We start from the raw sequence: 16,945 nt of genomic DNA, 5'->3' as shown, positions 1-16,945 counted from the left end.
TAAACTCTAAAACATCGTAACAATAATGTACGATTTAAATGGCTGTACACGGTCTACTGGTAGGTATATTTTTCCCAACTTCTGACCTCAGGTGCCGTACAGGTCATATCGTCAGTACCGCCACCTGATCGTACATATCGGCCATTTGCCCCCCGTAGTGAAAATGTACCATCAGCATTGGGAATCCAGTCGAAAGCTTCCCAGGTCGAAGCAGTCGCTCTATTACAGATCATCGGTTTAGCACCATTTTCGGAAGAAACATATTTCCCCATGGATTTCAGGTATACCTTACCCGTGCCGGCACTGATCACTTCAAAACGTTCCCAGCTCCCAGCTGTAGTACGGTCACAACGCATATTTGCTGTCCCGTTATTGCTTGTCACATACTTGCCATTACTTCCTTTGATACTAATCGTCCGGCCGACCGGAATGCTCACCGTACCCGGCTGGTCGGGCTGGCTCGCAGGGTTCAGACGTACACGGACGGGATAATGATCGGACGGTAAGCTGTTGTTATACGTATCAATAATGATATTGAACTGATCTACCTGAAAATGGGACGAAACGAAAATGTGATCAATCCGGCTATTTGCCACTCTATTGATATCCCAACCATTATAGGTGTGCCCCTTGGGGTTATACGGATAATGATTCAGCGTGTAGGCATCTTTTACCACTCCTGAGGTCTGCAAGATATTGTACTGGTTGGTGGTTTGATTAGAATTGAAATCGCCTGATAGGACCACTGGATTGGTGCCCGAAATTTCCTTGATTTTTGCTAAAACCAGCTTTACACCATTGGTCTGTGACAATGTTGTCAGATCAAGATGGGTGTTGAAATAAAAGAAAGAGGTATTGGACGCGATGTCTCTAATCTTAGCCCAGGTACATACCCGCGGGTGTACGGCATCCCAGCCAATGCTTCCTTTTACAGTTGGGGTTTCCGAAAGCCAAAAATTACCACTGGCCAGAATACTAAACTTGCTCTTGTTATAGAAAATGGCTGTATGTTCTCCCGTGCCATTTGCCTCTCTTCCCGACCCCAGATGGTTAAAATCAGGAAGTAAGCTTTGTAGATCTGCCATTTGATTGTCCTTTGCCTCCTGCACACCAAAAATATCAAACTTGTGTGTTTTAATCAGATTAGCTATCATCGTTTTGCGGTCCGACCATTTATGCGCTGGTGCATCTGCCGTAACATCAACACGTACATTATAGCTGGCAAATACAATTGTCGGAAGCCCGGCTGCTTCTGCCACTGCTGCTTTCAGACGAGGCTGAACGGAATCTACTCCTTCTGGTTCAAGTACCTGTTGTTTACAAGATAGAAAGAGGCTTACGATACTCATGAGGATCAGTAAACCTGATTTACATCGTTTCATATTGTTTTAATCTAATTGGTAATCACTTCAGTTTAAAATTGACAATCAAGGGCACGTCCTATTTGGTGTATAATATAATAATTCCTTTCGAGATTACTTAACGCCATGTAATCCAGAGAACGGTTTCAATATATAAACAAAGAGGCTAAAACCCGATATAAAAGAAAAAAAATCATAATTTCTTAATATTACTTCTGATCTTTCCTTAACCCACTACGATATTAACCTATTATTAATATTAGGTTTACCTGTCATTAAAACTAACTGCCTAGGTTTGTCAAAATTTAAAACTAATCATGAAATTTTTCGCTACCTTATTATTAACCATTATCACCCTGATAACCTATGGGCAAAGTACCGTACTGACGGGAAAAGTAACCGATGATACAGATAAATTCTCTTTACCTGGTGCTACAATCCGTATTCTGGAAGGTAACAGATATACAGTTTCAGGACAGAACGGTATGTTTGAATTTTTGGATATCCCGGAAGGTAACTACACCTTATCGGTTGTATATATGGGCTACCAACCGCTGGAAAAAAAGGTCACCGTGAAACACGGCCAAAGGAACAACATTGAGCTTACATTGTCAGCTGCTAGCAATACGCTCTCTGAAGTGCTGATCATGGGGGACATACTGAAAGGTCAGGCCCGTGCCCTCAATCAGCAAAAAAACAATCAGAATATTTCGAACATTATATCCTCCGATCAGGTAGGTCGCTTTCCTGATGCCAATATCGGGGATGCCCTGAAACGTGTTCCCGGCATCACGATGCAGAATGACCAGGGTGAAGCTCGCAATATTATTATTCGTGGTCTAGCCCCCAACCTTAATTCCATCACATTGAACGGTGACCGTATTCCATCTGCTGAAGGTGACAATCGTAACGTGCAGATGGATTTGATACCTGCAGATATGATCTCAACAATTGAGGTAAACAAGACCTTGACACCGGATATGGATGCCGACGCTATTGGCGGTTCCGTCAATCTGATCACTAGAGCTTCCCCCAATGGACAACGTATCTCAGCGACACTGGCAGGCGGTTATGGACCAATCCGAGAGAAAGCAAACTATACCGCTGGGCTCGTTTATGGAAATCGTTTTGCCAATAATAAAATCGGCATCGTCTTGAGCGGCTCATTGAACAACAACCGTTTCGGGTCCGACAATGTCGAAGGTGTCTGGGCACTTACCGATAAAGACCAGCCCTATCTATCTGAATTACAAATCCGTAAATATGACGTACAGCGTATCCGTCGGAGTACAGCACTTGCATTTGATTATAAGATCAATGACAGGAATACATTGTATGCCAATGGTATGTATAACTGGCGTGATGACAGGGAAAACAGATACCGTGTGTCCTATAAGAAGATCAAACAAACGGATAATGGATACGAGGGTACCATAACCCGTGAAACAAAAGGTGGAATTGACAACAAAACAAATAAGAATGCGCGCCTGGAACGCCAAAAAGTTCAGAACTATGGACTGGGAGGAGAGCACCTGCTGAGTTCGAAAATTGATCTGGACTGGGCAGCAAACTATGCCATAGCAAGCGAATTCAGGCCGAATGAACGTTATATTGGTTTCGAGCAAACAGGAGTACAGATGGATATGGATCTACAAGACCCAAAGAAACCTGTGCTGTCAGCGAATGAGGACGTGAATGCATTCAAACTAGATGAGATTACGGAGAATGAGAATTTCACCGAGGAAAAAGAATTTGGGTTCAAAGCCAATATCCGCTTCCCATTATCCATCATACAAGACCAAAAGGGACGCCTGCGTACCGGGGTACGTCTGCGGATAAAGGAAAAATCACGTGACAATATCTTTTACGAATATTCGCCGGTTGATAAATTAGGTCCATTTGCGGATATCGCCAGCGATTTTTATGGAGGTAAAGGTTTTAACCCCGGAGAACAGTATGTCCCGGGTCGGTTTGTCCCAAATCGTTACCTAGGTGGGCTCCAACTGGAAAATCCAGATGCATATGAAAAAGAGGCCAAACCCGATGAATACCTGACAGCTAATTACATGGCCAAAGAACGGATCTATGCCGGATACGTACGCTGGGACCAGGACTTCAATGATAAGCTCGCTATGATTTTGGGCGCACGTATTGAACATACAAAAATTGATTATACCGGAAATTACGTCATGGACGAGGAAGAACTGCTTAACGAGATCAACAACAAAAATGCGTATACCAATTTATTGCCCAGCTTGTCCTTCAAATATAAGGCTTCCCCTTCCACAATAGTTCGTGCCGCATTTACAACGGCGCTTGCCCGCCCTAATTATTACGCCCTAGCGCCCTATGTGAGTGTAGTGGGCGGAGAAGACCGCCTGGTAACAGCCGGTAACCCCGGCCTAAATGCGACCTTTTCCTATAACGGCGACCTAATGGCAGAACATTATTTTCATTCCGTTGGTATTATTTCAGCAGGTATTTTCTATAAGAACCTGAAGAATTTTATCTATACTTATAGCAATACTCAATACACTTCAGATGATTTTGCACAAGACTTTCCTGACCAAAAGAACCCGATTTCAACAGGCGATAAGTATAAGTTTATCCAGCAAAGGAATGGAGACAATGTGGATGTATATGGATTTGAGATCGCTTTTCAACGTCAGCTGGATTTCCTTCCGGGACGTTTCCTAAAAGGATTTGGTATTTATCTGAACTATACGAACACTGGTTCCAAAGCCAAAGGGATTACGAATGAGGATGGAGAAGAACGTAAAGACATGAAGTTACCCGGCGCAGCGCCCCATATGTTTAACGGGTCGCTGTCATGGGAGAATAGCAAATTCTCTTCCCGTGTATCGCTCAACTATACATCTTCTTATATTGACGAATTGGGTGGCAACAAATTTGACGACCGTTACTACGACAAACAATTATTTTTGGATGCTAATGCAGCCTATAAAATCACAGCAAAGTTCCGTATTTTCATGGAGGCAAACAACCTAACAAACCAACCTCTCCGTTACTATCAGGGAATATCTGCTAGGACGATGCAAATGGAATATTATCAGGCCCGATTCAACCTGGGGGTCAAATTAGACCTCTAGGGTAGAAAAACAGCATGCGTTACGTTTAACTGAAACAACTTATTACTATTCAACAAACAGACAATGAACAAAAAATTAGCTATACTGATCATAATAGCATCTGCAGCAATGATGACAGCTTGCTCTTCGGGGCTTGCACCTGTGGCTGCCGATGCCATAGTTCCGACGGTGGTTACCGAACAGACGGAGTTTGACACGGATGACCCTGCCATTTGGATCAATACGGCAGACCCAGCAAAAAGCCTGATTGTCGGAACCGACAAGGAAGTCGGTGGCGGATTGTATCTATACGATCTGCAGGGAAAGATCGTTAACAAGGTAACGGGGCTGCAGCGCCCCAATAATGTGGATATTGCCTATGGCCTGGACCTAAATGGTAGAAAAGTCGATATCGCCATTACCACCGAACGCAAAGCACATACGATACGCGTATATACGTTACCAGATTTAAAATCGGTTGACAATGGAGGTATCCCTGTATTCGAGGGAGAGGAAAACAGGGACGGTATGGGGATTGCAATCTATACAAAGAGAGATTCCTCGGGTTCGGCGATCTATGCCATTGTCGGGCGCAAATCAGGACCTTCAGGGTCGTACCTCTGGCAATATAAGATCAGTGGTAACGCCGATGGTTCTGTCAAAGGTGAAGTAGTTCGCAAATTCGGCACATACAGTGGCAAGAAAGAAATAGAGGCCATCGCTGTAGATAACGAGCTCGGGTATGTGTACTATTCAGATGAGCAGTCTGGTATCCGGAAATATTATGCCGACCCGGAACGAAATGATAATAAAGAACTTGCCTTCTTTGGTCAGCAGGATACAAAATCTGACCATGAAGGCATTGCCATCTATAAAACTGGTGATAGCACCGGTTATATATTATTGTCTAACCAGCAGAACAATTCTTTTGTGGTCTACCCGCGAGAAGGAACAAACGGTAATCCGAATGCCTACAAAAAGCTTGCTGATTTTCCTGTCTCAGCTGTTGAATGTGATGGAGCAGAAGCAACATCACTGGATCTGGGAGGGGAATTCCCGAAAGGAATGCTGGTTGCCATGAGCAATGGCAAGGTTTTTCACTATTACGATTGGAACTTGATACAGAAACGGATTGATCAGGGGGAAGGACGTTAAAAACTGGACAGCGGGGAGATTAACATAGCCCATCATGATTATGGGCTATGTTTTAATGATGATTTATGCTCCGTCCTCGGCATGCAGTTCGAAAGATAAACGAAAGACATCTTCTCCTGGAAACTTCACCTCATAATTCGATAAATTCCAGTCTGTTCTCGTGATTTTGGCTTTAGTTGATTTATCCTTAAGCTTTCTAAGTACAAATTTCACCTCTTTTTCACCAGTATTAGCTGCTCCGGCAGTAAAATATGAAATTATTCCTGTTGTCTCGATCGCTCCAGAAGGGATGGCGGTCCCATCACTGTAAGTTGTTTCTTTGGGCTGGAAAATTGCACCGGTGGCGTTTTCGCTATTTGGATTCAAAATAAAAGCGCCACCTGTAATGAAAGCCTTGTAACTATCCGCAGTAGCCTTGTCTTTTATATATTGTCCTTGGATCTCAGCTCCAGTTGCGTCATATTGTTTCAATTCCACTCTGTAAATTCCGCTTGGACTGATATGAAAATGACCATGGCCGATAGGTTCGCCTGATGCATCGAAATTTACCGAAAGAGGCTCTACTCCTTCTATATCCGCTAAATCATGGAAATGATCGCCATGGGCCTCACCTTTAACTTCTGTGAAGACAAGTTTAAAAGCGGCCTTAGCTGCTGCTGCCGTTATTGTTAGAGGCGACTCAACTGTAGTAGAATTGCCGGCTTTGTCAGTCACGGTAAAATGTAGATGATACTCTCCTGCTGGTGCAACTGAAGGAATATCAATATGCTCGTGAAAAACTGCATTTTTGACACCTACATACTTTCCTTCTGTATAGGTTTTAGTTATTTTATAACTTCCGCCACCTTCTTGATGAATGTCTATCGCTATTTTATCGATCAAAGCTTCTGCAACAATATTTCCCTCCAGGTGCAAATCTGCCCCAGCAGCTGCTGTCTTACTGTTATCAGTGCCGATTTCCATGGTATCGATAGTCGGCTTTGATAATGCTGGAATATCATCGTTATCTTTTTTACAGGAGGACAACAATCCGAAGATGAGCATGGTAAAAAGCGTAATAAAGCCAATTTTTGTAGTTTTCATTTAAAAAAATTTAGTTTAAAAAATCTATTAATTTATAATTTTCAAGTTTATTCTGTTATACGGATACTGATGCCACGCTGGGTGCTCCATCCAGATAGGTCTGTAACTTGTACCATAAAATGATAATTGCCAGGATCAACATCCGCTGGAACATCAATTTGCAATTGAGCGATGTATTCTTTCGGTTCCCCAGGTATATCCATTGATTTTACCATGGTAAATGGCTGGATAGGCTTTTTCACCGGATCAAGGGTACATTCTTCAACTTCAGTAGAATGGGAATGGTGATCAAAATTATGATGTACATCAATGCTGTAGCTTCCCAAGGCAACATTGTCAGATAAATGCATCTGAAATTTAAAAGATTCTCCACGCTTAATTTGACTACATTGTTTCGGAAAGGCATTCTCCGCTGTCAAATCGATCTTTGGCTTTTCGTCATCTATACTTTCATTGTCTTTTTTACATGCCATTATGGATGTCAAAAAAAACAACATCAAGATGGATTTGCTGATTCTATTCATAGTATGATCTAGTTTATTATTTTTTTCCAAAGGGCACACGCGCCGATAAAATGAGATTTCTTCCCTGTTCGGGTAGTGCAATCAGACGATAAAAGCTCGTATGGTCCATATATTTTGTATCTAGCAGGTTTTGGATCTGAAATCTTAATTGGACGACTGAATTGTTGACCTTAAAATCTGTTCCAGCTCTAAAATTGAAAAGCGTATAACTGGGCGACTTTTCTTCCGGAGGTACTATATTATTCTGCTCCGCAGTCCACTTGCAGTCCACAGCGAAATAGGTACCGTTTAAAAATTGATGTATTTTTGGATACCAGTCCAAACCGATCAAAACGGATGGCGCAGGAGAGAATGGTAAGGTGTATCCTTTCTTGGAACCTGAAAGCTGTTTTGATTTGACAAATTCACCTAAGACCTCCAGTTTCCAATCTTTCACAAAGCGAAAATTGGCATTAATTTCACCGCCATATCGAAGTACCTTACTTTCGGAGTATTTGAAAATCTGGTTACCAGCGCCATGAAATTGATCAAAGCGAGATGTTGGATTGAGGTAGATATAGTTTGAAAAATAATTATAAAATGGCGTTATGACAATATCAGCTGCCTCTTTTCTCCAACCTATGGATAGGTCTGCCTGATAGGATTGCTCAGGTGAAAGATTTCTATCCCCTATATCGTAACTATAATAATGGTAATTGACACCGTTTGAGGCAAATTCCTGGGTAGCTGGATTTCGGAAGCTCTTACCAATATTTAACTTGGCTTCTATAGTTCCAAATTGCTTTGCAAGACCAAGGCCCCAAACCAGGCTATTGAACGTTTTCGAGGTATGTTCGGCCCGTAGAATTTTATCCCGGGTTCCATCTTCTGTTTCAGATTCAAACCAATCGCGGTAAGCCTTACTTTGGTTGTGACTATAGTCGTACCGCAATGCAGCGTACAACATGGTGTTTTGATCAATGCTGTATTGGTCGTGTGCGAACAGTCCTGCAGCGCGTTGATCATACTCCGGAATAAGAAACCCCCACCCTCCAATATGGTTATGCTGGATTTCTGCGCTACCGCCGACAGTAATTTGATGTGATCCTTTCGTAAATTGATCTTTTACATGAATACTATAGATGCTTTTATCGTACAATCTTTCCAGATCTTCTGGAATCCCCATATTATCGGGGAAGACTGCAGGCATGTAACCATGGGCTACATAATGATTAAACTCTTTCCGATTATTCCGCTGATAAGCTATATCAATCCATATTTTTTGGTCATCGGTCTCAAAATAATTCCTATTGATGATCTTAAAATGATTCACTTTTTGGCTTGGATAGCTTATATCTCTGTTTGATTTGTCATACAGCGCAGTATTTACCCCTCTGGGTTCAAGACCATGCGCATTGGCAAAGAAGCCTAACTTAGTATCATAATTACTTAAGTATATAATGGAGGAAAATCGTTCAGTGATGTATCCCCCTCTTATTTGAAAATCGGTTTCCCTGCCGGCCGTATTTCGGACATAGTTATTTTTCAAGCCGACAGCATAATTATAAACGTACACTGTATCGGTCGGAACCCGATAATCACCATAATTAAGATGGGTAATCCCCCCGCCAAATACAAATTTCCCCTCCTTGGCTACAAATTGTGCTGAGCTGCCAAGGGTACCGTTATTGGACTTTGCAATAAGATTGAGGCTTCCATTGACCCCATCTTCCTCTGGTTCTTGAACTGAAGATAATCGTATAACACCACCAATTGCATCTGAACCATACATAAATGAACTGGGGCCTTTTATAATTTCAGCAGATCCAATACTGTACTGGTCAATCTCAAGGCCATGATCCAACCCCCATTGTTGTCCTTCATGCTTTATGCCGTTTTCGACGGTTATCACCCTGTTGAAACCCAATCCCCTAATTTGGGGTTTCGATTGACTCGCTCCGATGCCTATCGAACCGACTCCAGGTATCCTACTCAATGTCTGCATTAAACTACCGCCCTGAAACTTCTGCAAGGAATCTATGTGGATATAGCTTACGGATAAAGGTCCTTCCATAGCGTGCTTATACCGGTTACCGTCCACTCGGACTTCCTGTAGGTCTATTTCTCTTTCTAATTTTTCCTGTCCATATAGGTTTAGAAAACTTCCCTGAATAAAAAAGAGTGAAAAAAGTAGAAAGGACCTGCTCATTAATGTTTGTGAAATTGTAAAATATCTTTAATTGCAATTTAGTTGCAACAAAGGTATAAAAAAAATGATTGTAAAATACACAAAGTTGCAAAAAGAATTAATTCACATGAGGCTCCTTATGAAACAGCATTTTTAATATTCACAAAAGTTCTGTATTTTCATCCGTACGCAGAGGATACCAGAAGCCATCTCCTTTGCTTGCTTTTATAAACTTTTCTTTTCCGGAATGCACGTGAATAAAAATTTGAATGAGGTTAAAAACTATTGATGTATCATCAGCAACAGCAAAGGAAATACAAGGTTATCTGCACGATGCCATTGCTCCCCGGCCGATATGTTTTGCATCCACAGTGGATAAAAATGGGGCAGTTAATTTAAGTCCATTTAGCTTTTTTAATGTGGCCAGTGTCAATCCGCCGATATGCGTATTCTCGGTGACAACCAGGGCACGGGATAACAGCACAAAGCATACACTTGAAAATGTATTGGACATACCAGAATGTGTCATTAATATGGTACACTACGATATGGTTCAGCAGACTTATTTAACGAGTGCGGATTATCCAAAAGACGTCAACGAATTTGCAAAAACGGGGTTTACAGAACTGGCGTCAGAAACAGTGAAACCTCCCCGGGTAGCGGAATCGCACATTCAATTGGAATGTGCCGTGAATGATGTGATATCGCTGGGGAAAAACGGCGGAGCAGGTAATTTGATTATTGCCGAGGTGAAACGGATGCACATCAATGCGGATATCTTGGACGCGAATGGTAGAATAGATCCACATCAAATGGATCCCGTGGCCCGTCTGGGTGGTGATTGGTATTGTCGGGTAAATAAGGCTAATTTATTTAAAATTGCCAAACCAACAGATTATACCGGAATGGGGATCGGTGTAGATGCTTTTCCAAAGGATGTTAAATACTCGAACGTATTAACCGGGAATAATCTGGGGCTATTAGCACTGGTCAACACCCTACCCACTGAAGCGGAGGTAGAAGCCTTCAGCAAAACAGATGAAATGAAGGAATTGCTTGATGTGCCCCTCGATAACCGCAGCACACGCCTGCATTTAAAAGCCAAGGATATGTTGGAAAACGGTCGTGTCATGGATGCATGGAAAGTGCTGTTGATAAATGGATTGATCCACTAAATAGCTGAAGTCAAATTGACTTCAGCATTGTATCTTAAAGGTCCTCGATCAGGGAGTCTTCAATGGAACCGATGCAATAAGTCTAGTGTCGGCATCAATTTTTTTATTTAAATATTTTCTGGACAAAATCACTTAGATAAGTTCTCCAATTGCTCCAGGTGTGTCCACCTTCAGATTCCATATACTGGTAGCTGAAATCCATTTTGTCAAGTCTTTGACGATAATCGGATACGTTTTTAAAGAGAAAATCTGTTTTACCGATACCGATCCAATACAGCCGATAGGAATTGGCTCTCTGTTTTTTTAGTTTGGCATCAAGATCATGATAAATCTGGCTCTGACTGTTTTCCGGTGGTAATATTGCGGGAGAGAAAAGACCAACATAATCAAAAGTCTTAGGCTGGTTGGCAGAAATATATAATGAATGAAATCCGCCCATAGAGAGGCCTGCTATCGCTCGATCTGCCGCATTTTGTTTTACACGGTAATTTTGCTCTGCAAAATCCATAATCTCTGGGAAATAGGTTTCCATATCACCACTAAAAATATCAGGGGTTCGCATATCGATTTTATAAAAACCCCTTGCAGATTCTCCCGGTGCAGCAGCATTACTAGTATGACCATTTGGCATGACAACAATCATCGGCTTCGCTTTTCCTTGCGCGATCAGATTGTCAAGTATTTGTGAAGCTCTTCCCAAAGTCATCCATGCCTCTTCATCTCCCCCCATACCATGCAGCAAATAAAGAACGGGATATTTTTCATTTGATGCTTCGTAACCGGGCGGTGTATAGACAGTCAGTCTGCGTTCAACTTTCAGGCCTTTTGAAGTGTACCACCTTTTGGAAACCGTACCGTGTGGCACATCCTGAACTTTAAAGTTCGCGGACTGTGGTCCATCGACCAGAAACATGCTCATTACCGATGAAACATCGCGAACGCGATAGGAGTTGCTGGGATCATCGGCCTTAACCCCATCTACAATAAAAGAATACGTATAGATATCAGGGCTAAAATCTTCTTTAGAAAAAGACCAGATTCCATCAGCATCTTTTTTTAACTCCACTGTTCCCGGTTCCCAACCTTGGCCCTGCATCCAGTTCCCCTGGAGCTTTACGGTTGTCGCCTTTGGAGCGAACAAACGAAAGGTTACATTTTTACCGTTGACTTCCGGCGAAATGATTTCTTTCTTTTTTCCAAAATTAAGGCTTTCCTGTGCATGAGTAATAGAATACGCTCCGAACAAAAGTGAATAGAACAGTAAATATTTCATTTTTTCCTTTAATAATTGATTCTCTAAAATAATTTACCAAAAATAGCTTTTGGCTGGTATAGGCCTATATCGGTAGCCAATCCTGCTGCGTACAAGGTTCAAGGCGCGTAGGTTTTGGTATTTTAAATAGCTGATATAACTAAAGCTCCTAGTAATCAGTGCTAAAATGGTGTTAACTCTATCCAACTTATACCAACAAAAGTTCCTAACCGGTACACGAATATACTAATAATGTTCAATAAATTTAAGCGACAAGAATTATTCTTTCAAGAGCACCACCTGCTTCTCTCCACCAATTTGTAAAGCATTTAGAAAACGTAATTATATTTATTTCCAAAACATTAAGTTGGATTTTTTATCAATTTTCATTCTATTTCAAATTAGTAATTCACATCGGAACTCTCTGCTTCAGTTTTTGGGAACAGGTAAGGCGCTTGATGAAATTGTTATTATATTTTGGATTGTAATAAGTCCATAACATCCTACTTTTAGGTATTTCATATATATGTTAAAATGAATAAATTTGACTATAATTATCTTTTATAAACGTGAAATTCCTCCTCATTATCCTGTTTTTCAGCTGTACATTGGCAAACGCGCAGATAGTCGTTAAACTTTATGAAGACAGCAGCTATATCCAGAAATTACAAGACCGCTTTACATTAGCAAAGAATGACAGCAGCAAGTCTTATGCTGCACTACAATTAGCTTCTGCTTACAAGCGGGTAAAGAATTTACCAAAAGCTAAAGAATACCTTGAAAAAGGCACTTCACTCAGCGGAAACATACCCTTTCTAAAAGGAGCCTCTCTTTACTACCGAGCTTATATCATGATGGGAGCCCAAGATCTGAACATGATCCGCAGTTATTCGACGGAGGCAGATAAAATACTTTCTCGCTATGACAATTCCGAAGCATATAGGCTTAGAAGCCATAACTGGGTTTTAAGGGGAGTGCTCGAACAGATGCAGGGTAACGAAAAACAGGGACTGGATGCTTATATCAATCATGCGCTACCCCTTTCCATTCGATCAAAAGACACCTTTACTATTGCCAATGCAAATAAGTTTGTCGGTATCAGTCTGCTGAATGCAGAACAGCGGCCAAAGGCAAACAAATACCTGACTGATGCCTTGGTTAATTTTGAACGATCGACAACAGATCACAAAGCACAGAGAGAAGGGGCGCTTGTTGAAGTACTGCTCGTGCTTGCCGAAAATAGCCTTTTCATGGATAGACCAGATCAAGGAAAACTTTATCTTGACAGGGCTTACACCATACTGAAAAAATACCCGTCATCCAACGCCTTTTTGTTTTATTACTTTCCCGAGGGACTGTATTATGAAAAAAAAGAAAGGTATGAAAACGCGATAACAAGTTATGACAAAGGCATTGCCATACAGGCCGATGTAGGTGAAAACTACTATATAAACAGAGCAAAGTATGCTAAGTTCAACATACTTAGAAAACTCGGCCGGAACCAACAGGCGATAGCGGTTATGGAGGATCTGCTAAGGAGTAATATTCTGCTCATCAATGACCGAAATTCATATTACAACCTTTTGGCACAGACCTATGCCCATACGGGAAACATGAAAGAAGCCTATACCTGGTCTCAAAAATTTATCAGCATTAACGATAGCCTACATACCTCCCAGAACAGGGCCGATATCGTGGAAATGGAAAAAAAATACCAGACAGCCAAAAAGGAACGGCAGATTTCACAACTTCAGGCAGAACGAAAAGAAGCAGAGCTAACCGAGAAAAACCACCGCCTGCTCAATTGGCTTTTGGGCATTGGTGCAGCTATTTTTCTCTTAGCTTTTATTTTCGCAGTTTATATATACCGAACCAAACAGCAACAGACCTCCACCCGCCTACAGGAGCTGGAAAAACAGAAAGAACTTGAACTTACCCAGGCCGTACTCCTCGCCGAGGAAAGAGAACGGGCGCGTATTGCACGTGACCTCCATGATGGATTGGGAGGTACACTATCAGGCATCAAAATCAAACTCTCGGCCGAACGGAAGAATGCTTCATCCTCCGTTATTGATGATACCGTCCGTCAGCTTGAAAATTCGATAGGCGAATTGCGTCGCATATCTAGAAATATGATGCCTGAAACATTGATCCGTTCAGGACTGGAAGTAGCACTGCGCGATCTTTGTGTTTCCATCTCATCTGACAATATCTTAGTGGAGTTTCAGCCAAGTGGCATAAAAGATACTATTCCTGTGCAGGTACAGGTTAATATTTACCGGGTGATACAGGAGCTCTTGAACAATTCGCTACGCCACGGCAAAGCGACGAAGATTATCGTTCAATGCATCCAGGAGAAGAACAATATCCTGATTACTGTGGAAGACAACGGCAGTGGTTTTGATCCAAAAGCTCAAGAACAGGTCAATGGAATAGGCCTGGTCAATATCAAAAACCGAGTAAATCTTATGAAAGGAACCATTCAGATCGATTCGACGATTGATGAGGGAACTACCGTAAACATTGAAATCTATGTCTAAAAAAAGTATTACATTGGCCTTGGTGGACGATCACCCAATTGTGCTGGAGGGCTTGCGTTCACTTTTTGTTAAATACGAAGTACCATACTATCTGCTCTGTTTTGAGAACGGGAAAAGCATATTGTCTTTTTTAGATAAAAATACGGTTGATATCGTATTATTAGATATTGTATTACCCGACGTTAACGGTATAGATATTTGTAAAACCATCAAAACCCAATATCCCGCTACCATCGTAATTGCACTAAGCAACCAGGCGGAACAAAGTACGATTTTGCAGATACTCCAGCAAGGTGCTTCTGGCTTTATCCTCAAGGACTCTCCTGCCGAAGAGATCCTTACGGGCATTTATTCCGCCCTGCAGGGCGAGGTGGTATTGAGCTCCAACGTCCGGCAAATAATGACGACACCCACCACTTCAGCCCACCCACTCCCCTCCTTGACCAAACGTGAAAAACAATTATTGCAACTGCTGGCACAGGGAAAAACAACCAAAGTAATTGCTGACGAACTTTTTCTCAGCAAACTTACGGTGGATACTTATCGCAAGAACCTCCTACAAAAATTCGCCGTCAAAAACATCGCTGAGTTATTGGTATTGCTTGTAGAACATAAGATGATATAGTCTCCTAAACATCCTATTATTAGGAGGTTAAAAAGCCCTAACCTTAGGTATTGTTGCCCGTTGATTATGGACATAACTTTGGTATGAACAATAAATTTATGTTATGAAAACTTACTTTTTAATTTTGGCTGTAATAGCATTCAGTTCTACAACGATGGTTCGTGCACAGGGACTATTGGATAAAATTGAAAGACACCTAGACAAAACCTCAAGAACCCTAGACAAGAATACCGAGAGAGCCAACAAAGCAGATAAGCTGGGAAAAAAACTAGGCGGTTTATTTGGCAAGAAGAAATCCGAAGATAACAAAGGCGAAGTTTCCACCGTAGTGGTGATTGAGAATGCTTCCTATCCGGAGATGAACGAATTAAATGCAAAACTAAAAACAGCTCCCGGCGTGCAGAAAACGTCCCTTAAATATAAGGACGCTACTTCTTTCTTTACCATTCAACATAATGAAAGCCCGGAAGAGCTCATCACTACACTGATCAAAAACTCTGGTGGAATGATCACTAAAGACAAGATCACGGGAGTGGAAGATAACCGGATCACTATTAAAATGAAATAGTCGAAACCGGAGACTCACCTGGCGCAGGTCACAAACCTGTGCCATAAATTAAAACTTAATGAAATAAACCTTGTCAAAAATGATTCTTTGGAGAGCTCTCTCTGAGCATCTTAAAAAAATATATAAATGAAAAACGATCAAAATAGATTGCCATGGTCCCTGTTATTTGTTACGATATGGATATTGATGACTGGCACGTTGTTTATGGGATGTAGCAAGGACGACAACGGTTCTACTGACAACAATACGTATTATTTCAAGGCGAAGGTCAATGGCGAGCAGCATGATTTTTTACACTTGGCAAAGTTTCAGGGTGGGGGAAATGACCATAAATGGCAACATGTTGTCATCCATGGATTTGTTTCGGCGACGGATGGCAGTGAGCCCCTGGAACAACAGCCCCATTCATTTGGTTTTGACTTATGGAATGAAGGCGGTGATTTCCCCCCAGGTACCTATACCCAAAACGGAGGCGCCTGGAAAGGGATCGATGATATAAGAGCCGAGACTTACAGCATCGATATGGAATACTTCATCCAGACAAAGGAAGGTACCATTCAATATGATGCCCGTGACACAGGCGATTTTACACTGGAAATAACCGAAATAAACCAATCAAATGGTATTAAGGGTAAATTTAAGGGGACTATTAGCCATGAAAACAATATGAATGATAAGATGGTCATTACGGATGGTGAGTTCTACCTGCCCTATAATGAAATTGTAAACTTTGGTGAATAAGGCTCTCTAACCTATTCCATTCGTAAATGATCAAAAATTATGTTGCCACATTAGTCAATAGGAACGGAAAACTTTCCTTCTGAAATAGTAACCACGGAACTTCCCACTACGGTGCCGGAAAATGTACCGCTCACATGCCCCTCAGCGAATTTGTCAACCTTGACCGTAAAGTGATCACCAGCACTGGCCGAACCGGTGGAAGCAACGTAATTGTCCTGTTCCATGGTTCCATCAGCCTTTTTCTTAATCACACCATAGGTTATAACCATAGTCGAGGTCTTCTCCAACTCATAGGTCGTAGGTTCGATCGCCTTTGCACTGATGATAGCCAATTGAATATGCGTATTCTCATTGCTGTTGTTAATATCAGCCGTATTACCGACAACACTGATTGAGTTCGTATTATTTTGGTGACTACTGTTTAATTTGAATTGTACTAATTTGCCATTAATTTTTGCCTGAACATAATTTTCAGTCGGCGGCATAGTGTCATCTTCATCCTTACTACAAGCATATAGGACTGTTGCCATTAGGGTTATAATAATGCCTTTAATTATTTTTTGCATAACAACTTATTTTGGTATAGAGTTGGAATTGCAACAATAAAATGGACACATAGTTAAGCTGCAATATTTTGTTTATTGATTTTTCTAGCAAACTCCTCT

At 41.5% G+C, this 16,945-nt stretch carries 13 protein-coding genes; 7 read left to right on the top strand and 6 right to left on the bottom strand.

Features of this window, described 5'->3' with window-relative positions; all coding sequences use genetic code 11:
- Positions 1–53: 53 nt before the first annotated feature.
- Positions 54–1,382, bottom strand: a complete 1,329-nt coding sequence (locus tag HX021_RS20655; protein ID WP_286592505.1) for an endonuclease/exonuclease/phosphatase family protein — start codon at positions 1,380–1,382, stop codon at positions 54–56.
- Between the two features lie 296 nt (positions 1,383–1,678).
- Here HX021_RS20655 and HX021_RS20650 point away from each other — a divergent pair, with 296 nt between their 5' ends.
- Entirely contained in the window at positions 1,679–4,471 is a 2,793-nt protein-coding gene (locus tag HX021_RS20650; RefSeq protein ID WP_286592504.1) for a TonB-dependent receptor, read from the top strand.
- A gap of 63 nt (positions 4,472–4,534) precedes the next feature.
- Positions 4,535–5,605, top strand: a complete 1,071-nt coding sequence (locus HX021_RS20645) for a phytase (RefSeq protein ID WP_286592503.1) — start codon at positions 4,535–4,537, stop codon at positions 5,603–5,605.
- A 63-nt stretch (positions 5,606–5,668) separates the two neighbouring features.
- Here HX021_RS20645 and HX021_RS20640 read toward each other — a convergent pair whose 3' ends face one another.
- Genes HX021_RS20640 through HX021_RS20630 form a run of 3 tightly spaced genes read right to left on the bottom strand, consistent with a single transcriptional unit; the run spans position 5,669 to position 9,400 of the window.
- On the bottom strand, positions 5,669–6,688 hold the full coding sequence (locus tag HX021_RS20640; RefSeq protein ID WP_286592502.1) for a DUF4625 domain-containing protein: 1,020 nt from the start codon (positions 6,686–6,688) through the stop codon (positions 5,669–5,671).
- Positions 6,689–6,735: 47 nt separating this feature from the next.
- Positions 6,736–7,212: a DUF4625 domain-containing protein gene (locus HX021_RS20635; protein ID WP_286592501.1), complete on the bottom strand. Its 477-nt coding sequence runs from the start codon at positions 7,210–7,212 to the stop codon at positions 6,736–6,738.
- Positions 7,213–7,228: 16 nt separating this feature from the next.
- Positions 7,229–9,400, bottom strand: coding sequence for a TonB-dependent receptor (locus HX021_RS20630; RefSeq protein WP_286592500.1), 2,172 nt, complete (start codon positions 9,398–9,400; stop codon positions 7,229–7,231).
- 248 nt (positions 9,401–9,648) lie between these two features.
- Here HX021_RS20630 and HX021_RS20625 point away from each other — a divergent pair, with 248 nt between their 5' ends.
- Positions 9,649–10,554 (top strand): flavin reductase family protein, encoded by a 906-nt coding sequence (locus tag HX021_RS20625; protein WP_286592499.1) that lies wholly within the window; start codon positions 9,649–9,651, stop codon positions 10,552–10,554.
- A 103-nt stretch (positions 10,555–10,657) separates the two neighbouring features.
- Here the strand turns inward: HX021_RS20625 and HX021_RS20620 are convergent, their stop codons facing one another.
- Complete coding sequence (locus HX021_RS20620) at positions 10,658–11,827, bottom strand: esterase (RefSeq protein WP_286592498.1); 1,170 nt, start codon at positions 11,825–11,827, stop codon at positions 10,658–10,660.
- 548 nt (positions 11,828–12,375) lie between these two features.
- Here HX021_RS20620 and HX021_RS20615 point away from each other — a divergent pair.
- From HX021_RS20615 to HX021_RS20600, 4 genes are all read left to right on the top strand, one after another.
- Complete coding sequence (locus HX021_RS20615; protein WP_286592497.1) at positions 12,376–14,346, top strand: ATP-binding protein; 1,971 nt, start codon at positions 12,376–12,378, stop codon at positions 14,344–14,346.
- On the top strand, positions 14,339–14,971 hold the full coding sequence (locus tag HX021_RS20610; protein WP_286592496.1) for a response regulator: 633 nt from the start codon (positions 14,339–14,341) through the stop codon (positions 14,969–14,971). The genes HX021_RS20615 and HX021_RS20610 overlap by 8 nt, the downstream gene beginning before the upstream one ends.
- Positions 14,972–15,074: 103 nt before the next feature.
- The gene (locus HX021_RS20605) at positions 15,075–15,539 is read left to right on the top strand and encodes a hypothetical protein (RefSeq protein WP_286592495.1); all 465 of its coding nucleotides are present in this window, start codon (positions 15,075–15,077) and stop codon (positions 15,537–15,539) included.
- Between the two features lie 126 nt (positions 15,540–15,665).
- The gene (locus HX021_RS20600; RefSeq protein WP_286592494.1) at positions 15,666–16,280 is read left to right on the top strand and encodes a DUF5025 domain-containing protein; all 615 of its coding nucleotides are present in this window, start codon (positions 15,666–15,668) and stop codon (positions 16,278–16,280) included.
- A gap of 50 nt (positions 16,281–16,330) precedes the next feature.
- Here the strand turns inward: HX021_RS20600 and HX021_RS20595 are convergent, their stop codons facing one another.
- A complete protein-coding gene (locus tag HX021_RS20595) occupies positions 16,331–16,846 on the bottom strand; it encodes a hypothetical protein (protein ID WP_286592492.1) in 516 nt (171 codons plus the stop codon).
- Positions 16,847–16,945 lie beyond the last annotated feature (99 nt).

The organism is Sphingobacterium sp. N143 (assembly GCF_030325625.1).
GTDB lineage: Bacteria > Bacteroidota > Bacteroidia > Sphingobacteriales > Sphingobacteriaceae > Sphingobacterium.
Note: the sequence above shows the minus strand (reverse complement) of the source record. Positions and strands in the feature narration are given on the sequence as shown.

Bases quoted from the DNA above. Each gene is read 5' to 3' on its own strand.
- HX021_RS20595 (WP_286592492.1), bottom strand. From the start codon at position 16,846: ATGCAAAAAATAATTAAAGGCATTATTATAACCCTAATGGCAACAGTC.
- HX021_RS20650 (WP_286592504.1), top strand. From the start codon at position 1,679: ATGAAATTTTTCGCTACCTTATTATTAACCATTATCACCCTGATAACC.
- HX021_RS20645 (WP_286592503.1), top strand. From the start codon at position 4,535: ATGAACAAAAAATTAGCTATACTGATCATAATAGCATCTGCAGCAATG.
- HX021_RS20620 (WP_286592498.1), bottom strand. From the start codon at position 11,827: ATGAAATATTTACTGTTCTATTCACTTTTGTTCGGAGCGTATTCTATT.
- HX021_RS20635 (WP_286592501.1), bottom strand. From the start codon at position 7,212: ATGAATAGAATCAGCAAATCCATCTTGATGTTGTTTTTTTTGACATCC.
- HX021_RS20640 (WP_286592502.1), bottom strand. From the start codon at position 6,688: ATGAAAACTACAAAAATTGGCTTTATTACGCTTTTTACCATGCTCATC.
- HX021_RS20655 (WP_286592505.1), bottom strand. From the start codon at position 1,382: ATGAAACGATGTAAATCAGGTTTACTGATCCTCATGAGTATCGTAAGC.
- HX021_RS20605 (WP_286592495.1), top strand. From the start codon at position 15,075: ATGAAAACTTACTTTTTAATTTTGGCTGTAATAGCATTCAGTTCTACA.
- HX021_RS20600 (WP_286592494.1), top strand. From the start codon at position 15,666: ATGAAAAACGATCAAAATAGATTGCCATGGTCCCTGTTATTTGTTACG.
- HX021_RS20625 (WP_286592499.1), top strand. From the start codon at position 9,649: ATGAGGTTAAAAACTATTGATGTATCATCAGCAACAGCAAAGGAAATA.
- HX021_RS20630 (WP_286592500.1), bottom strand. From the start codon at position 9,400: ATGAGCAGGTCCTTTCTACTTTTTTCACTCTTTTTTATTCAGGGAAGT.
- HX021_RS20610 (WP_286592496.1), top strand. From the start codon at position 14,339: ATGTCTAAAAAAAGTATTACATTGGCCTTGGTGGACGATCACCCAATT.